Origin of the sequence: Pseudomonas sp. IT-93MI4, assembly GCF_949767635.1 — a bacterium.
GTDB classification, from domain to species: domain Bacteria; phylum Pseudomonadota; class Gammaproteobacteria; order Pseudomonadales; family Pseudomonadaceae; genus Aquipseudomonas; species Aquipseudomonas putida_A.
The window spans coordinates 562,150-578,932 of record NZ_CATKPP010000011.1 but is presented as its reverse complement, the minus strand read 5'-3'; the positions used below and the strand labels follow the sequence as shown (position 1 = coordinate 578,932).

The window sequence follows — 16,783 nt, the reverse complement described above, 5'->3', positions numbered from 1 at the left end:
TTAAACGTCATAAATAGGGGAAGAGCCTTCAAGCTCTTCCCCTATTTTGTATCTGGAGTCTGTACATGGAAAACCTGGATGCGCTGGTCTCTCAAGCACTAGAGGCTGTGCAAAGCGCTGAAGATATCAATGCCCTGGAGCAAATCCGGGTTCAATACCTTGGCAAAAAGGGTGAATTGACTCAGGTGATGAAGACCCTGGGGAATTTGCCGGCAGAAGAGCGTCCGCAAGTCGGCGCCCTGATCAACGTTGCCAAGGAGCGTGTCACAGGCGTTCTCAATGCGCGCATGGCTCTGTTTGAAGAAGCTGAACTGGCTGCCAAACTGTCTGCCGAATCCATTGATGTGACGTTGCCGGGCCGTGGCCAGACCTCCGGTGGTCTGCATCCGGTGACCCGGACTCTGGAACGAGTCGAGCAATTCTTCACCCGCATCGGCTACGGCATCGCCGAAGGCCCTGAGGTCGAAGACGACTATCACAACTTCGAAGCGCTCAACATCCCAGGCCACCACCCGGCCCGGTCGATGCATGACACCTTCTATTTCAATGCGAACATGTTGCTGCGCACCCATACCTCGCCGGTACAGGTCCGCACCATGGAGTCCAAGCAACCGCCGATCCGCATCGTCTGCCCAGGCCGTGTGTATCGCAGCGACTCCGATATCACCCACTCGCCGATGTTCCACCAGGTCGAAGGCCTGCTGGTCGATCGCGACATCAATTTCGCCGACCTCAAAGGCACCATCGAAGAATTCCTGCGGGTGTTCTTCGAAAAAGAGCTGGCCGTCCGTTTCCGTCCTTCGTACTTCCCGTTCACCGAGCCATCCGCTGAAGTCGACATGGAATGCGTGATGTGCAGCGGTAAAGGCTGCCGCGTCTGCAAGCAGACCGGCTGGCTGGAAGTCATGGGCTGCGGCATGGTGCACCCGAACGTGCTGCGCATGTCCGGCATCGATCCGGAAGAGTTCTCCGGTTTTGCCTTCGGCATGGGTGTCGAGCGTCTGGCAATGCTCCGTTACGGCGTGAACGACTTGCGTCTGTTCTTCGACAACGACTTGCGGTTCCTCGCGCAATTTCGCTAGTCGTAACGAATTCTTAGGAGAGCAGGATGAAATTCAGTGAACAATGGCTGCGTGGCTGGGTTAGCCCGCAGGTAAGTCGCGACGAGCTGGTTGCTCGTCTGTCGATGGCGGGTCTGGAGGTCGATAGCGTGACCCCGGCCGCCGGTATATTCAGCGGCGTGGTCGTGGGCGAGGTGCTGAGCACCGAGCAGCACCCTGATGCCGACAAGTTGCGTGTGTGCCAGGTCAGCAATGGCGCGGAAACCTTCCAGGTCGTGTGCGGTGCGCCAAACGTGCGTCCGGGCCTGAAGATTCCGTTCGCCATGATCGGTGCCGAACTGCCGGGCGACTTCAAGATCAAGAAGGCCAAGCTGCGTGGCGTCGAGTCCAACGGCATGCTGTGCTCGCAAGCCGAGCTGCAGGTTGGTGAAGGCAACGACGGTCTGATGGAACTGCCGGCCGATGCGCCGGTGGGCGAAGATTTCCGTGTGTACCTGGATCTGGAAGATGCCAGCATCGAGGTCGACCTGACCCCGAACCGTGGCGACTGCCTGTCGCTGGCCGGTCTGGCCCGTGAAGTGGGTGCGCTGTACGACACGCCGGTCACTCGCCCGGTGGTCATGACCATTCCGGCTGTGCACGACGAAGTGCGTCCGGTAGAAGTGCTGGCGCCTGCCGCCTGCCCGCGTTACCTGGGTCGTGTCATCCGTAACGTTGATCTGTCCAAACCAACCCCGCTGTGGATGGTTGAACGTCTGCGCCGCGCCGATGTGCGCAGCATCGACGCTGTCGTCGACATCACCAACTACGTGATGCTTGAGCTGGGTCAGCCACTGCACGCTTTCGATCTCGCCGAAATCAATGGCGGCATCCGCGTGCGTATGGCGGAAGAGGGTGAGAAGCTGGTTTTGCTCGACGGTCAGGAAGTCAGCCTGCGTAGCGAAACCCTGGTGATTGCCGACCACACCCGCGCTCTGGCGATTGCCGGCGTAATGGGTGGCGAGCACAGCGGTGTGTCCGCAACCACTCGCGACGTTTTCCTGGAAAGTGCCTTCTTCGATCAGATCGCTGTGGCGGGCAAGGCTCGTTCCTACGGCCTGCACACCGACGCCTCGCACCGTTACGAGCGTGGCGTGGACTGGCAACTGGCCCGTGAAGCCATGGAGCGCGCCACTGGCCTGCTGCTGGAAATTACCGGTGGTGAAGCCGGCCCGATCATCGAGACCGTCAGCGAACAGCACCTGCCGTCGATCGCGCCGATCACCTTGCGTGCGCAGCGCATCACCCAAATGCTGGGGATGGAAATGGATTCGGCGCAGGTCGAGCGTCTGCTCAGCGCCTTGGGTCTGAAGATTTCCGCTGACGGCGCAGGGCAGTGGCGAGTAGAAGTGCCAAGTCACCGCTTCGACATCAGTCTGGAAGTCGATCTGATCGAAGAGCTGGCGCGTCTGTACGGCTATAACCGTCTGCCGGTTCGTTACCCGCAAGCGCGTCTGGCGCCGCAAGCGAAGGCTGAAGCACGCAGCGAATTGCCTGAGCTGCGTCGTCTGCTGGTAGCCCGTGGTTATCAGGAAGCGATCACTTACAGCTTCATCGATCCGAAACAGTTCGAACTGTTCAACCCGGGCGTTGAGCCGCTGTTGCTGGCCAACCCGATTTCCAATGATATGGCTGCCATGCGTTCCTCGCTGTGGCCGGGCCTGGTCAAGGCGTTGCAGCACAACCTGAACCGCCAGCAGGATCGCGTGCGTCTGTTCGAAAGCGGTCTGCGCTTCGTCGGTCAGCTGGAAGGTCTGAAGCAAGAACCGATGCTGTCGGGTGTTGTTTGCGGCAGCCGTCTGCCGGAAGGTTGGGCGCAGGGTCGCGACACCGTCGATTTCTTCGACGTGAAGGCTGATGTTGAAGCGGTGTTGGGCTTTGCCGGTGCATTGGATACCTTCACTTTCACTCCGGGTAAACACCCGGCGCTGCACCCGGGTCAAACCGCGCGCATCGAACGGGACGGGCGTGAAGTCGGCTTTATCGGTGCGATTCACCCGGAGCTGTCCAAGGCCCTGGGTCTGGATCGTCCGGTCTTCGTCTTCGAGCTGGTTCTGGCTGAAGTCGCTTCCGGAAAAATGCCGCAATTCCACGAGTTGTCGCGTTTTCCTGAAGTGCGTCGTGACCTTGCGCTGATCGCGCACAAAGACGTCGCGGCCTCGGCTGTACTGGACGTAATCCGTGAAAATGCAGGCGAATGGCTCACGGATCTCAGGCTGTTTGACGTGTATCAGGGTAAAGGCATTGATCCTGATAGAAAAAGCCTTGCAGTTGGCTTGACCTGGCAGCATCCATCGCGCACTCTTAATGACGATGAGGTGAATTCGACGACGCAAAATATCCTCACCTCGCTCGAACAAAGGTTGAACGCCACGTTAAGGAAGTGACGTATGGGGGCTTTGACGAAAGCTGAGATGGCGGAACGTCTGTATGAAGAGCTGGGCCTGAACAAGCGGGAAGCCAAGGAATTGGTTGAACTGTTTTTCGAGGAAATCAGGCACGCTCTTGAAGACAACGAGCAGGTCAAATTGTCCGGTTTCGGCAATTTCGACCTTCGGGACAAACGCCAGCGGCCTGGCCGCAACCCGAAAACGGGGGAAGAAATCCCGATCACGGCTCGCCGTGTGGTCACCTTTCGTCCAGGGCAGAAGTTGAAGGCCCGAGTTGAGGCTTATGCTGGAACCAAGTCATAACGACGAACTACCCGTCATCCCGGGCAAACGCTACTTCACCATTGGTGAAGTCAGCGAGCTGTGTGCGGTAAAACCACACGTGCTGCGCTACTGGGAGCAGGAGTTTCCTCAACTCAACCCCGTCAAACGCCGCGGAAACCGCCGGTATTATCAGCGCCAGGATGTGCTGATGATCCGGCAGATCCGCGCGCTCCTTTACGATCAGGGATTCACCATCGGCGGCGCGCGTCTGCGCTTGTCCGGTGATGAAGCCAAAGACGACACCACCCAATACAAGCAAATGATCCGCCAGATGATCGCTGAGCTTGAAGATGTACTGGTGGTGCTCAAGAAATAAAAAGCTGCGTTTGAATACTTCCAGTTTTCAAAAGCTTGCGATATATTCTTGAGCGCTCTTCGAGACGAGGGGCGGGTTTCAAACCAGTCGGGGCGTAGCGCAGTCCGGTAGCGCACTAGCATGGGGTGCTAGGGGTCGAGTGTTCGAATCACTCCGTCCCGACCATTATTCCTGAGTAAAATCAGACACTTAAGCCGATCATCTAGATCGGCTTTTTTGTGCCTGGGCAAAAAAAGGTCGCTGGATGAAAAGTTTGGATCACTTGATAGACAAGCGGGATCCGGCGCTGCCCATCATTGAAAAAATGCTGGGGGAAGCCGTACTCAACTATCAGTTACTCCCTCCCTCCACCGAAAATGGCAGAGTTCTTTCAGTCTTCAGCTCACGACTAAATCGACGTTGGGTGCGATCGCCTTCGAAACGGGTGGGCTGTTGATTGATCGCGGCTGGTTACGTGTGCTCGGCTCCGGTCATCCGCAATTACCGCGAAATCTTCTGGATTGGAATGGCGGCCGTGCTGATGCTTATATGTTGGTCGCCGACGATGCCGCTGGAGGTTTTTTTGCTCTCAATGGCGGTGGTTTGGGTGAAGAGGTTGGGGCGATGTATTACTGGGCGCCTGACACGCTGTTGTGGGAGCCATTGCACATTGCTTACACCGACTTTCTGGGTTGGGCGTTGAGTGATCGGCTCGCGACCTTCTACGACGGTTTGCGCTGGAACGGCTGGATTCACGACCTGCAGGCGCTGGAAGCGGATCAGTGCTTTTCGTTTTTCCCGTTTCTCTGGACTCGGGAAGGCTCAGTCGAAAAGAGTCGCCGTACGGCGATTGATGTCAGCGAACAGTTCGAAATGAATGTCGAGTTGGCACGCAAGCTCGGCAAAGGTTCTGCGCAGTTACTCTGATGTCGGGTTGATACTCTGCCTGCCAGGGCTGAAGATGCTCGCTCAAATACACGAATGTTGCAGGCCACATCTTTTCCGTCATTGGTTCATAAGAAAATGGATAAGTTATCTCGCTTGAACTCGCTTTTGATTCAACACAATGCAGTCGTTTCGCTGAATATCGAAATTCAAGACTTCAAGTACAATCTGGCCTTGACGATGTCGTCGCTCGATGACGCAGCAGAAAGCGCGATCACTATAAATTTTCAGGATGTCAGTGCGCTTGATCTAAGTGGCTTTGGCGGCGGATTGACTCAATTCATGGAGCTCGTCGTTACCCGAATCGATCGTGGGCTCGACAGGATCAGATATGAATTAAAAGACGTAGAGGACGAGAAAATATCGTTCTACTTCTTTACCTTCAGTGAGCCTATTCATTCGGAGCAATCTTGTGGGTTTGATTGACCGCACTCCCCTGAAGCGCCATTAAATATTGGCGATCGGTTGCCGATACTCCGGTATCTAAATTCCGATCGAGCGAAGGCGCATGGACATCAGCAATACCAGCAGTGAATATCAAAAGCCGAAAAATCTTGCCGGGCTGGGCCGTCGCTGGGGTGGGCAGATCACCGATACGTTGATCACCTACTTTTTGATCCTCTTCGTAGGACGGCTGGCGGAGTTTATTGGTTTGCCGCCAAATGTGGTGGCTGTCCTGGCTCTTGGTACGGGTGTGGCGTATTACCTGTTTTCCGACGCAATGCCCAACGGGCAAAGCCTGGGTAAAAAGCTGCTGGGGATGTCGGTGATTGATGAGCGTAGCTACTTGAACTGCAATCTGTATCAATCGTTCATACGCAATATCACAACGCCGTTTCTGAACATCCTCGACTGGATTTTCATTTTCTTTGGCTCGCGCAAACGCCTGGGCGACATGCTTGCGTCAACAATTGTGATTCGTGTCAGGTGAGTCAAGTGGGCGACGGCAGTCGCCCAAGTGTTAAGGTTTCGAATCTTGCTGAATATCCTCCGAGTCACTGGAGGTTGCGGCGTCCTTCTGCGTTTCTTGCGGTTCGGCGCCGGAGTTTGAGCCTGACGCTTCTTCGCCTTTTTTATTGGCTTTTTCCTCGTTGGACTCTGAGCTTTGCGCCTGATTTGTGCCGGAGGAGGCTGTCGGTGTTGCTGCCGAGCTGGTCTGCGTGAAGAGCGAGCCAGTCAACAGCAGGCTTGCAAGCGTCAGGGTTGCAATCGACTTGTTCATGATCTGAGTCTTCCGCGCGATGGGGGTAACTCTTTGGAGGCATGAACAGGCTTAAGGTGCTGGCCGTTGGACGAGCGGTAAGGTCACAGATACCCGGCCCAATGTGAAAGCAGAAGGATTTCTACCACGCCGACCACAAACATGACTGCGACAGAGCGCCGCGAAAGCACCGCGCTATATTTAGCGGCCTTGCAAGTCGGCCCATTCAATCCCGAAGCGGCTCAGGTATTTTCTTAAGCGATCTGCATCATTCGGCTGCACCTTGGCTTGGCGCGATACGCCGAACAGTCTGCGTCCGGCATCCGACAGGCTGTCCGCTTGCCGACATACTTCAAGCACCGCTTTCAATTGCAGTCGATCAAACAGGTCGAGGCTATCGACGTCTCCCGGGAGGTCATCCGACACGCCGTCCGCTTGCGCCAGTCCCCACGCATAACGCAGTCGATCAATTTCTTCCTGCACTTGCGCCTCATCAATTCGTCCGCTGTCCGCCAGCGTGGCCATCCGGGTAATCGACGCTGACAGTTCGCGAAAGTTGCCCAGCCATGCCGCTTCCCGAGAGCTGGCGAAGGCGAGGTAGCGTCGGCGCGCTTCGAGGTTGAAGCGCACCAGTTGGCCGTGATCGCGAGCGTGACGTTCGAGCTCGAAATCGATGTTGGGCTCGATGTCTTCGCGGCGGCCGGCCAGGCCGGGCAAATCAAATGTCCAGAGGTTGATGCGTGCGTACAGATCCTCGCGGAACAGGCCTTCGGCGACGCGGCTGCGCAGATCGCGGTGAGTGCCGGCGATGATCAGGAAGTCGCTGTCGACCTCCTTGTCGGAGCCAAGCGGAAAGAAGCGCTTTTCTTCGATAGCCTTGAGCAGCATCGCCTGTTCGTCCGCGCCCAGCTCACCGATTTCATCGAGAAACAACATGCCGCCGTCCGCTGCCCGTAGCAGGCCGTCGCGGGCGTTCTGCGCTCCGGTGAATGCGCCTTTGACGTGACCGAACAGAGCCGACATCGCACCGTCGCCCCGCAGGGTGGCGCAGTTCACCTCAACAAACCGGCCCTGCATTTGATGGCGGCTGCGTTTGAGTTCATAGATGCGTCGGGCGAGAAACGATTTGCCGGCGCCGGTCGGGCCGATCAGCAGCATGGGCGCCTTGGAGCGCACGGCCACGCGTTCAATCTGTTCGATGGAGCGGTTGAACGCCGCGTTACGGGTGGCGATGCCGGACTTCAAGAACTCCAGGCCCTCGAGGCGTTTGTTGGCGAAACGCGAGGAAATGCGGTCATAACGCGACAGGTCGAGGTCGATCAGCGCGTGAGTGCCGGTGGCTTGTTCATCTTCGCTTTTGCGTCGGGCGGGGGAGGTCTGGATCAGGCGCGCCGGCAGATAGCGTGCTTCGGTCAGCAGGAACCAGCAAATCTGCGCGACGTGGGTGCCGGTGGTGATGTGAACCAGATAGTCCTCGTGCTCGGTATCGAAGCTGTAGGCCGTCGTGAAGTCATGCAGTGCGCCGTAGACCTCTTCGAAATCCCACGGATTGCGCAGTGACATGGGGTGCAGGTGTACCTCGGTTTCCGGCGAGACCTGCTGGATATCGGCGCGAACCCGTTCAGCGAGGCTGATGTCGCGCGCGTCGATACCGTGAATCAGTTCCAGGCGATGGATCAGCACGTCCGGTTGCTGGCAAAGGCCAACGCTCGGTCGCCAGTGGCTCCAGCGATTGGCGCCTTTGCCAACGCGGTCCAGGGTGGCGCCGATAAAACCGATGGCGACGGTGCGTTTGTTGGGCATGGCTATCTCAAAAGATAAATGACGATATCAAATGATAGGTTTCTCACACTGGGGTTGTCTTCGGTTCAGCTCAAAGAAATCGATAAAAAATAAAAAAACTATATAAATCAATAAGATAAAAAATAAATTTTGCGCCTCTCAAAAACTGGCACAGCCGCTGCAATACCTATCGCAACGAACAGGACAACAGAGCGAGACGCCACGATGGCCAACTTCAAACTCTTCAACACGCAATCGAAACAACTGCCAGCCTGCGACACTTTGAATGCCTCCGGCGCCTCGGCATATGCCTACACGCCGAAGCATCAACTGGCTCAACTGGCGGTCACCGGTTGCCTGAACCAGACGTTTTACGCCAGTGCAGAGAGTCAACTGGATCAAGTATTGAAGCTGGTGGCTGAACTCGACAGCCGTTTCGTGGCGAAGGCTGCTGTCTACGCTCGCCATAAGGGCCACATGAAAGACATGCCGGCGTTGTTGCTGGCGGCGTTGACGGCGAACCGTTCGACGCTGGTGCCTGAGGTGTTTGAACAAGTGATCGACAGCGGCAAGATGTTGCGCAACTACGTGCAGATCCTGCGCAGTGGCGCCACCGGGCGCAAATCCCTTGGTTCGCAACCCAAACGTCTGGTGCAGAACTGGCTGAACGGCGCGACCGAACGTCAACTGCTACAAGCGTCGATTGGCAACCAGCCATCGCTGGCGGACGTGGTGAAGATGGTTCACCCAAAGCCGGCTGAGGCCTGGCGCGAAGCGTTCTTCGCGTGGTTGATCGGTAAACCGGTGGATGTGCAGGCATTGCCTGAGTTGACCCGCGATCTGCTGGCATTTCGCAGCGGCGCGAGTCATCAAGTACCCGCGGTACCGTTCCAACTGCTCGGCAACGAAACCCTGAGCAAAGAGCAATGGGCTGCGCAGGCTTACAACATGGGCTGGCAGGGATTGCGCATCAACCTCAACACCCTGGAGCGGCATGGCGCGTTCGAGGTACCGGGTTGCGTCGAGTACGTGGCAGCGCGACTTGCAGATCCGCAAGAAGTGGCTAAGGCGCGGGTTTATCCATACCAGTTGCTGGCGGCCTATCGGATGGTTGGCGATAACGTACCGCTGCAGATCCGCGAGGCGTTGCAGGATGCACTTGAGCTGTCGCTGGCCAACGTGCCGAAGCTGCAAGGCGCGGTGGTGGTTTGCCCGGACGTATCGGGTTCGATGGGCAGCCCGGCGACCGGTTATCGTCAGGGCGCGACCACGGCGGTGCGTTGCATCGATGTGGCGGCACTGGTCGCGGCAGCGGTGTTGCGCAAACAGCCGGCGGCGCGGGTGATGCCGTTCGAAGTGAAGGTGGTGGATATCAAGCTCAATCCACGGGACAGCGTGATCAGCAATGCGGAGAAACTGGCCGCGGCCTTTGGCGGCGGCACCAACTGCTCGGCGCCATTGAAGAAACTGGCGGACAGCAAGGCCAGGGTCGATACGCTGATTCTGGTATCGGACAACGAGTCCTGGATCGACACGCGGCGCCGTGGTGCCAGTGAGACCATGCTCCAGTGGGAGCGCATCAAGCGGATCAACCCGCAGGCACGGCTGGTGTGCATCGATATCCAGCCGGGTTATGCAACGCAGGCAGCCGACCGCGATGACATCCTGAATGTCGGCGGTTTCAGCGATGCGGTGTTCGATGTGGTCGAGCAGTTCACCAGCGGTCGTTACGGTGCCCAGCACTGGGTCGAAGCGATCGAGAAGATGCAATGAATTGATTTGTCACAGGCGCTGAATGCCGGTGGGACTACATCCAAGACGTCTCATCAAACCCTTGTCAGCGTGTGTGACGGCACGAATGCCTGATGGCTGTACATCTGAGGCCGGTTAACCCCGGTGCGCGGCGACGCGCAACAGTCATCAACTTTTGTCGTGCCACCTTATTGGAAAAGAAAGCAGCGAATGCAACAGGTACTCCATCGGAACGCGGGTTCGAATCCCGCCCCGGCAACGGGGGCTCGACTGGCAGAGCCACAGTGTCTGTTTTTTTGTCGCTGCACATGACGGAACAACGCCGAATCATCGGCCAACGAATAAAGAATAGAGAAATGAAAGCACACACTTACCAACTGCTCGAAGTCGCCAACGGCAAGCCGATCAAACTCTGGACCGAAGGCGTCCCGGTGGAAAACGAGGCCCGCGAGCAGCTGATGAACACGGCAAAGATGCCATTCATCTTCAAGCATCTGGCGGTGATGCCGGATGTGCATCTGGGCAAGGGCTCGACTATTGGCAGCGTGATTCCGACTGTGGGTGCGATCATCCCGGCGGCCGTCGGCGTGGACATCGGTTGCGGCATGATCGCCGCACGCACGTCGCTGACCGCAGCCGACTTGCCGGACAATCTGCAAGGTCTGCGCAGCGCCATCGAGCAAGCGGTGCCCCATGGCCGCAGTTCGAACCGTTCTCGGCGCGACAAGGGCGCATGGGACGAGATTCCGCAGCAAGCCGATCAGGCTTGGGCGGGGCTTCAGCCACGTTTCAAACTGATCACCGACAAGTACCCGAAACTGACCAACACCAACAACCGTGGGCATCTGGGCACGCTCGGCAGCGGCAACCACTTCATCGAAGTGTGCCTGGATGAAGCCAACCGGGTCTGGTTCATGTTGCACAGTGGTTCTCGCGGTGTCGGCAACGCCATTGGCAACCTGTTCATTCAGATGGCTCAGGCGGATATGCGGCAACACATCGCCAACTTGCCGGATCGTGACCTGGCGTACTTCGAAGAAGGCAGCCAGCACTTCGATGATTACGTGGAAGCGGTGAGCTGGGCGCAGGACTTCGCCAGACAGAACCGCGAATTGATGATGCGCGCGGTGATTCATGCCACGCGCCAGATCATTCGCAAGCCGTTCGAGGTGGCGCTGGAAGCGGTCAACTGCCACCACAACTACGTGCAGAAAGAGCGGCATTTCGGCGAAGAAATCCTGGTCACCCGCAAAGGCGCGGTGTCGGCGAAGAAAGGTGAACTCGGGATCATTCCGGGTTCGATGGGCGCCAAGAGTTTCATTGTGCGCGGCCTGGGCAACGAAGAGTCGTTCAGCTCCTGCAGCCACGGCGCTGGCCGCACCATGAGCCGAACGAAGGCAAAGAATACATTCACCGTCGAAGACCAGATCCGCGCCACGGCGCATGTCGAGTGCCGCAAGGACGAAGCGGTGATCGACGAAATTCCGATGGCCTACAAGGACATCGACAAAGTCATGCACGCCCAGCGCGAGTTGGTGGAAGTGCTGCACACCCTGCGGCAAGTGGTGTGCGTCAAAGGATAAAAGGATCAGCAGTCATGGAATTTGCAGAACGCCACCCGCTGTGCGCCACGATGCGTGCGCGGGTACTGGAAGAGTTGGCGCGTATAGAGCGTGAGCGCAATGTCACGGTGTTGTACGCCTGTGAGTCCGGCAGTCGGGCCTGGGGCTTTGCCTCGACCGACAGCGACTACGACGTACGGTTCGTGTACGTGGAAAAACCGCAGTGGTTCGTTCAGGTCGACACGCCGCGCGCTGTGATCGAGCGGCCATTGGACGACGAGCTGGACGTCAGCGGCTGGGAACTGCGCAAGACCCTCGGGTTATTGCGCAAGTCCAATCCGACGTTGCTGGAGTGGCTCGACTCGCCATTGGTGTACCGCAGCGAAAGCGCGCAGGTTGCGCAACTGCGGGAACTGGCCGAAGCGTTCTACAGCCCGCCGGCAGCCCGCAACCACTATCTGTCGATGGCGAAAAACAACTTTCGCCAGTACCTGCAAGGCGACAGCGTACGGTTCAAGAAGTACTTCTACGTGCTGCGGCCGTTGCTGGCGGTGCGCTGGATCGATCAGGGGCGCGGGCGTCCACCGATGACCTTCGCCGACCTGCTGACCACGGTCGACGACCGGGCACTGCTGGCTGAAGTCGACGAGCTGCTGGCACTTAAACGCAATGCCGACGAGCGCGCCTACGGCCCGCGTCGTCCGGCGCTGCACAGGTTCATCAATGCCGAACTCGAACGCGATGTGCCCACATTACTCAGAACTCAGGAAGACTCGCGACGACTGGATGACTACCTCAGGGACATCGTCAGGTTGTATGCGTAAGGATTGAAATGGAACCGCAAGTGATTGAACTGGACGGCGCGATTGGCGGCGGTCAGGTGTTACGCAGCGCGCTGAGCCTGTCGATGGTGACGGGCCAGGCGTTTCGCATTAAACAGATTCGTGCCCGCCGCAGTCGGCCGGGATTGTTACGCCAGCATTTGACGGCAGTGATGGCGGCCGCCGAAGTCTGCGGCGCACGGATCGCGGGAGCGGAACTGGGCTCGCAGGCGCTGTTTTTCGAGCCGGGAGCGATTCGTTCGGGTGATTACCGGTTTGCGATCGGCACGGCCGGTAGTTGCACGTTGGTGTTGCAGACATTGCTGCCGGCACTGTTGCAGGCGCCGGGCACAAGTCGCGTACGGATCAGCGGCGGTACGCATAATCCGTTGGCGCCGCCTGTCGATTTCCTTACGCGCAGCTGGTTGCCGTTGATGCGGCGCATGGGTGCCGGCATTGAGCTGGATCTGCTGCGTCACGGCTTTGTCCCGGCCGGTGGCGGTGAGATCGACGTCACGGTGCAGCCGTCGCAACTGACGCCGCTGGACCTGTGTGAGCGTGGGGCGCTGCTGTCGCAGCAAGCCTTGGCGCTGACGGCCGGTCTCGCACCGAGCGTCGCCGAGCGTGAACTGAATCAGGTGGCGAAACGCATGCGCTGGGCAGCGGAAACTTTGCATCCGATCACGCTCGACCCGGCGCGTGGCCCCGGTAACGTGCTGTTACTGGAGTACGTGTTCGAGCAGGTCACCGAAGTCTTCAGTGCCTTTGGCCAGGTGTTGTTACGGGCGGAGAAGGTCGCTGATAGCGCAATCAATCAGGCGACAGACTGGTTACGCAGTGACGCTGCGGTGGCGGAACACCTCGCCGACCAGTTGCTGCTGCCGATGGCGCTGGCCGGTGGCGGATCATTCACTACCCCAAGAATGACCGAGCATCTGCACAGCAACATCGCGGTGATCGAGCGCTTCTTGCCGGTCACTATCGAATGCTCGGAAGCGGGCCCCGAGCGTCTGCGGGTTGAGGTCCGCAACGGTCGCTGACCGCGTCGCAAGCCCGGATCAATCTCGCGAATGCGGCAATTTGCTGGCCCCCAGGCTTGGGCTTCCCCGGCAAAATCGCCTTTTTTCAAAAGGTTAGGTTGGCTATATGCGGACGATTGTCATAACCGTTGCAACGCTTTCCCTGGCTGCCTTCGCTTCGGCCATTGAAGCGAGGGAGTTGAGCAAGAGTCACCGGTTCGCCTGTACCTGGGGCTCGGACATCGCCGCCGGGGCGCAGCAGTCGAAGCTGTCGGGGATCTCGTTGTACGGCGCGCGCAAGCAGTTGCAGGTGCGCAAGTTCCAGCAACCTTGGATGCGCATGACGGCAATGGGGATTACCGAGCAGACCTACAACAGCACCTCGAAGCTCAAGCCGGCAGCGGTCAAGCAGACCTATTATGAACAATGCGTGCGGCATGAGCTGGCCCAGCGATAAATCGAAAAGCCCAACCTGAAGAGGTTGGGCTTTTTCATGCCTGACGAAAAGTCAGCGTCACTTGTCAGTCTCGCAATTGAAATCCTCACGGCAGTTGCCGTTGAAGATCAGGCAGGGATTGATTCGCATGGCGGGGGTTCCTGGCAGTAGGCGCGGAGAGAGGCGATTTTCGCCAGGTTCCGCGAAGGGCGGCTAAAACATAGCAGAGCTTTGGACGCTGCAAAGGCCAGAGTTTTTCCAGGTGTTTTTCTCATGAAAAAGCGCAGTTTCAGCACGGATCAAACCTGCGGAGTACCATGGCACGCTCCATCCGCCGTCGAGCTCTGTGTTCCATGCCTTTGATTTCCCGCTTCCACGCTTTGTTCGATCAGGCCCGGCGCGCCTTGCTACTGGTTTGGGCGACATCTCGCGGTTTGTTTCTGGGTCTGGTGCTGGCCACTCTGATTGCCGGTGTGCTGCCGGCGCTGGCCGCATGGCTGGGCCAGCGGATCGTCGATGCGGTGGTGGCGGCGATGCAGTTGCATGCGCAGCAGGGCGCTGCACCGCTGTGGCCGGTGTTGCGTTATGTGCTGATGGAGGCGGGGGTGTTGGCGTTGTTGTCCGGTACGCAACGGGCGCTCTCGGTGCAGCAGTCGTTGTTGCGGGTGCAGTTGGGGCAGAAGGTCAACACGCTGATTCTGGAAAAGGCGCAGACCCTGTCGCTGGTGCAGTTCGAGAACTCCGAGTTCTACGACAAGCTGGTGCGCGTGCGCCGCGAAGCCTCGACCCGGCCGCTGGCGTTGGTGATGAAGTCGCTGGGGTTGATCCAGAACCTGATCATGCTGATCAGCTTCGGTGTGCTGCTGGTGCATTTTTCGCCGTGGGCGCTGTTGTTGCTGGTGATTGGCGCGTTGCCAGTGTTCTTTGCCGAGGCGCACTTCTCCGGCGACGCTTTCCGCTTGTTCACCCGCCGCGCTCCGGAGAGTCGGCAGCAAAATTACATCGAAACCTTGCTGTCCCATGAGGCCTACATCAAAGAGGTCAAGCTGTTCGGCTTTGCGCCGTTGCTGCTGCAGCGTTATCGGGACACTTTTGCCAAGCTCTACGCCGAGGATCGGCGCCTGACATTGCGTCGTGATGGCTGGGGTTTCGGTCTCGGCTTGCTCGGTACAGGGGCGTTCTATCTGGCTTATGCCTGGGTGGTGATTGATGCGGTGCACGGCAATATCAGTCTCGGTCAGATGACCATGTACCTGGTGTTGTTCAAGCAGGGGCAGAGTGCGGTCAGCAGCAGCCTGAGTGCGATCAGCGGTTTGTATGAGGACGGTCTGTACCTGTCGAGCCTGTATGAGTATCTGGCCGAACCGGTGTTGGCTGATTGCGGTCATCTCACCGTCGGCGCGCATCCGGGTGATGGCCTGCGTTTTGAGAACGTCGGTTTCCGCTATCCGGGGGCCAGCCGTGCAGCACTGGAAGGCATCGACCTGCACCTGGTGCCGGGCAAGAGTGTGGCGCTGGTGGGGGAGAACGGCTCAGGCAAAACCACGCTGATCAAATTGCTGACGCGCCTTTATCGGCCCGATCAGGGGCGGATTCTGCTTGATGGCAGCGATTTGCAGGATTGGGAAGAGAACACATTGCGGCGGCGTATCGGGGTGATTTTTCAGGACTACATTCGCTACCAGTTCACCTTGGGCGAAAACATCGGCGTGGGGGATACCTCGGCGTTCAATGATGAATCGCGCTGGCAGGCCGCAGCGGCCGAAGGCATGGCCGCGCCGTTCATTGAAGGGCTCGACCGTGGCTATGCAACGCAATTAGGCCGATGGTTCGCTGGCGGTCAGGAGTTGTCGGGCGGGCAATGGCAGAAGATTGCCTTGTCCCGGGCCTACATGCGCCGCGATGCCGACATCCTGATTCTCGACGAACCGACCTCGGCGCTGGATCCGGCAGCGGAAGCGGCAGTGTTCGAGCATTTCAGCCAACACACCGAAGGGCGCATGACCTTGTTGATTTCCCACCGCTTTTCCAGTGTGCGCAATGCCGATCAGATCATGGTGCTGGAGGGCGGACGGATACTGGAGAAGGGCGATCACAACAGCCTGATCGCTGCAAACGGGCACTACGCCAAGCTGTTCGATCTGCAGGCTCGCGGCTATCGCTAGGAATCCTGCGCGCTGCGCACCAATGCTGGGCCTGCTACGCGCGGCGCGGGTTTGGACTGCATCAGCGCATCGATCGCCTTGCGATAATTCTGCCCGCCCAGCGCCATGCTGTTGTTGTGGGTGGCACCCGGCACCAACAGCAGTCGTTTCGGTTGTCGGGCGGCGTTGAACAGCTGCTCGCTGAAGCGCGGCGGCACGAGCGCGTCGGCCATGCCGTGTACCACCAGCAGCGGCATGTGAATCTCGGCGATCTTGTCGATGGAGTCGAATTTCTGCGACAGCAGCCAGCGTACCGGCAGCGAAGTGTTGGCCACCGCCGCCGCCACATCGGCGAGAGAGGTGAAAGTCGACTCGATCACCAGGCCTTTGACCGGCAGCGGGGTATGGTCCCGAGCCGCGTCCTGGCCGAGTTCGGCGGCCAGATCAATCGCCACGGCACCGCCCAGGGAGTGACCGTAGATCAGGCGCTTGCTCGGGTCGGGCTGCAGCAGTTTGAAGCGCTCCCACGCCACACGGGCATCTTCGTACACGCTGCTTTCCGAAGGCAGATCGCCCTTGCTCTGGCCGAAACCACGGTAGTCGATCGCCAGTACCGAGTAGCCGGCCGCGCGCAATTGCTCGATGCGGAACAGCTGTCCGGTGAGGTTCCAGCGCACACCATGCAGATAGAGAATTGCCGGTGCATTGGTTTTTTCTGCCGGCCACCACCAGGCATGAATATTCTGCCCGGCCTTGAAGCTCTTGGGCTGCAAGTCGAGTTCCTGCACGCTGCCCGGCAAGCCGTGATACCAGCCGGCCGTGCCCGGTTCGATGCGAAACAGCAGTGTGCGCTCGGTGTGTTCGAGCACCGCACAACTCGTCGGCACGCCAATGATCAGCGCAGCCATGCAGGCGAACGCCAGACGGCGACGACGCAAACGGGTCATGAAGGACAGGAACATTAAACGGTTCACCACAGCGCAGACAAAGAAGGCTTTTTACCAGAAGGCTC

15 protein-coding genes, 1 tRNA gene and 1 pseudogene are annotated in these 16,783 nt (G+C 58.6%); 14 read left to right on the top strand and 3 right to left on the bottom strand.

The genetic code is table 11. From position 1 onward, the window contains the following. Window positions 1–65 precede the first annotated feature (65 nt). The 8 genes and pseudogenes from pheS to ACM6I7_RS09825 all read left to right on the top strand — a co-directional run bounded on the left by pheS (window position 66) and on the right by ACM6I7_RS09825 (window position 5,985). Entirely contained in the window at window positions 66–1,082 is a 1,017-nt protein-coding gene (gene pheS / locus ACM6I7_RS09860) for a phenylalanine--tRNA ligase subunit alpha (protein ID WP_003226365.1), read from the top strand. A 26-nt stretch (window positions 1,083–1,108) separates the two neighbouring features. Beyond that, window positions 1,109–3,487, top strand: coding sequence for a phenylalanine--tRNA ligase subunit beta (pheT, locus tag ACM6I7_RS09855; RefSeq protein ID WP_414888473.1), 2,379 nt, complete (start codon window positions 1,109–1,111; stop codon window positions 3,485–3,487). Window positions 3,488–3,490: 3 nt separating this feature from the next. Then, entirely contained in the window at window positions 3,491–3,793 is a 303-nt protein-coding gene (gene ihfA, locus ACM6I7_RS09850) for an integration host factor subunit alpha (RefSeq protein ID WP_002553164.1), read from the top strand. Beyond that, window positions 3,774–4,130 (top strand): MerR family transcriptional regulator, encoded by a 357-nt coding sequence (locus ACM6I7_RS09845; RefSeq protein WP_003179985.1) that lies wholly within the window; start codon window positions 3,774–3,776, stop codon window positions 4,128–4,130. Before ihfA ends, ACM6I7_RS09845 begins: the two co-directional genes overlap by 20 nt. Window positions 4,131–4,218: 88 nt before the next feature. Continuing rightward, window positions 4,219–4,295 (top strand) — tRNA-Pro (locus ACM6I7_RS09840). A 79-nt stretch (window positions 4,296–4,374) separates the two neighbouring features. Continuing rightward, a pseudogene (locus ACM6I7_RS09835) lies at window positions 4,375–5,036 on the top strand (DUF2625 domain-containing protein). 96 nt (window positions 5,037–5,132) lie between these two features. Beyond that, window positions 5,133–5,480 carry a hypothetical protein gene (locus tag ACM6I7_RS09830; protein ID WP_098964618.1) on the top strand — a complete coding sequence of 116 codons (348 nt, stop codon included), beginning with the start codon at window positions 5,133–5,135 and terminating at the stop codon, window positions 5,478–5,480. 82 nt (window positions 5,481–5,562) lie between these two features. After that, a complete protein-coding gene (locus tag ACM6I7_RS09825) occupies window positions 5,563–5,985 on the top strand; it encodes an RDD family protein (protein WP_414888472.1) in 423 nt (140 codons plus the stop codon). A 30-nt stretch (window positions 5,986–6,015) separates the two neighbouring features. Here the strand turns inward: ACM6I7_RS09825 and ACM6I7_RS09820 are convergent, their stop codons facing one another. Both ACM6I7_RS09820 and rtcR read right to left on the bottom strand, forming a co-directional pair. Next, window positions 6,016–6,276: a hypothetical protein gene (locus tag ACM6I7_RS09820; RefSeq protein ID WP_027611570.1), complete on the bottom strand. Its 261-nt coding sequence runs from the start codon at window positions 6,274–6,276 to the stop codon at window positions 6,016–6,018. Window positions 6,277–6,456: 180 nt separating this feature from the next. Then, on the bottom strand, window positions 6,457–8,058 hold the full coding sequence (gene rtcR / locus ACM6I7_RS09815; RefSeq protein WP_414888471.1) for an RNA repair transcriptional activator RtcR: 1,602 nt from the start codon (window positions 8,056–8,058) through the stop codon (window positions 6,457–6,459). A 204-nt stretch (window positions 8,059–8,262) separates the two neighbouring features. Here rtcR and ACM6I7_RS09810 point away from each other — a divergent pair, with 204 nt between their 5' ends. The 6 genes from ACM6I7_RS09810 to ACM6I7_RS09785 all read left to right on the top strand — a co-directional run bounded on the left by ACM6I7_RS09810 (window position 8,263) and on the right by ACM6I7_RS09785 (window position 15,792). After that, a complete protein-coding gene (locus ACM6I7_RS09810; protein ID WP_414888470.1) occupies window positions 8,263–9,810 on the top strand; it encodes an RNA-binding protein in 1,548 nt (515 codons plus the stop codon). Between the two features lie 335 nt (window positions 9,811–10,145). Then, window positions 10,146–11,372, top strand: a complete 1,227-nt coding sequence (locus ACM6I7_RS09805; RefSeq protein ID WP_414888469.1) for an RtcB family protein — start codon at window positions 10,146–10,148, stop codon at window positions 11,370–11,372. A gap of 14 nt (window positions 11,373–11,386) precedes the next feature. Continuing rightward, window positions 11,387–12,175: a nucleotidyltransferase domain-containing protein gene (locus ACM6I7_RS09800; protein ID WP_027611574.1), complete on the top strand. Its 789-nt coding sequence runs from the start codon at window positions 11,387–11,389 to the stop codon at window positions 12,173–12,175. A gap of 8 nt (window positions 12,176–12,183) precedes the next feature. After that, on the top strand, window positions 12,184–13,212 hold the full coding sequence (gene rtcA, locus ACM6I7_RS09795; protein ID WP_027611575.1) for an RNA 3'-terminal phosphate cyclase: 1,029 nt from the start codon (window positions 12,184–12,186) through the stop codon (window positions 13,210–13,212). 106 nt (window positions 13,213–13,318) lie between these two features. Beyond that, window positions 13,319–13,648, top strand: coding sequence for a hypothetical protein (locus tag ACM6I7_RS09790; protein ID WP_007961262.1), 330 nt, complete (start codon window positions 13,319–13,321; stop codon window positions 13,646–13,648). Between the two features lie 332 nt (window positions 13,649–13,980). Further along, a complete protein-coding gene (locus tag ACM6I7_RS09785; RefSeq protein ID WP_414888468.1) occupies window positions 13,981–15,792 on the top strand; it encodes an ABC transporter ATP-binding protein in 1,812 nt (603 codons plus the stop codon). Here the strand turns inward: ACM6I7_RS09785 and ACM6I7_RS09780 are convergent. After that, window positions 15,789–16,733, bottom strand: coding sequence for an alpha/beta hydrolase (locus ACM6I7_RS09780; RefSeq protein ID WP_414888467.1), 945 nt, complete (start codon window positions 16,731–16,733; stop codon window positions 15,789–15,791). The genes ACM6I7_RS09785 and ACM6I7_RS09780 overlap by 4 nt on opposite strands. Window positions 16,734–16,783: the final 50 nt, after the last annotated feature.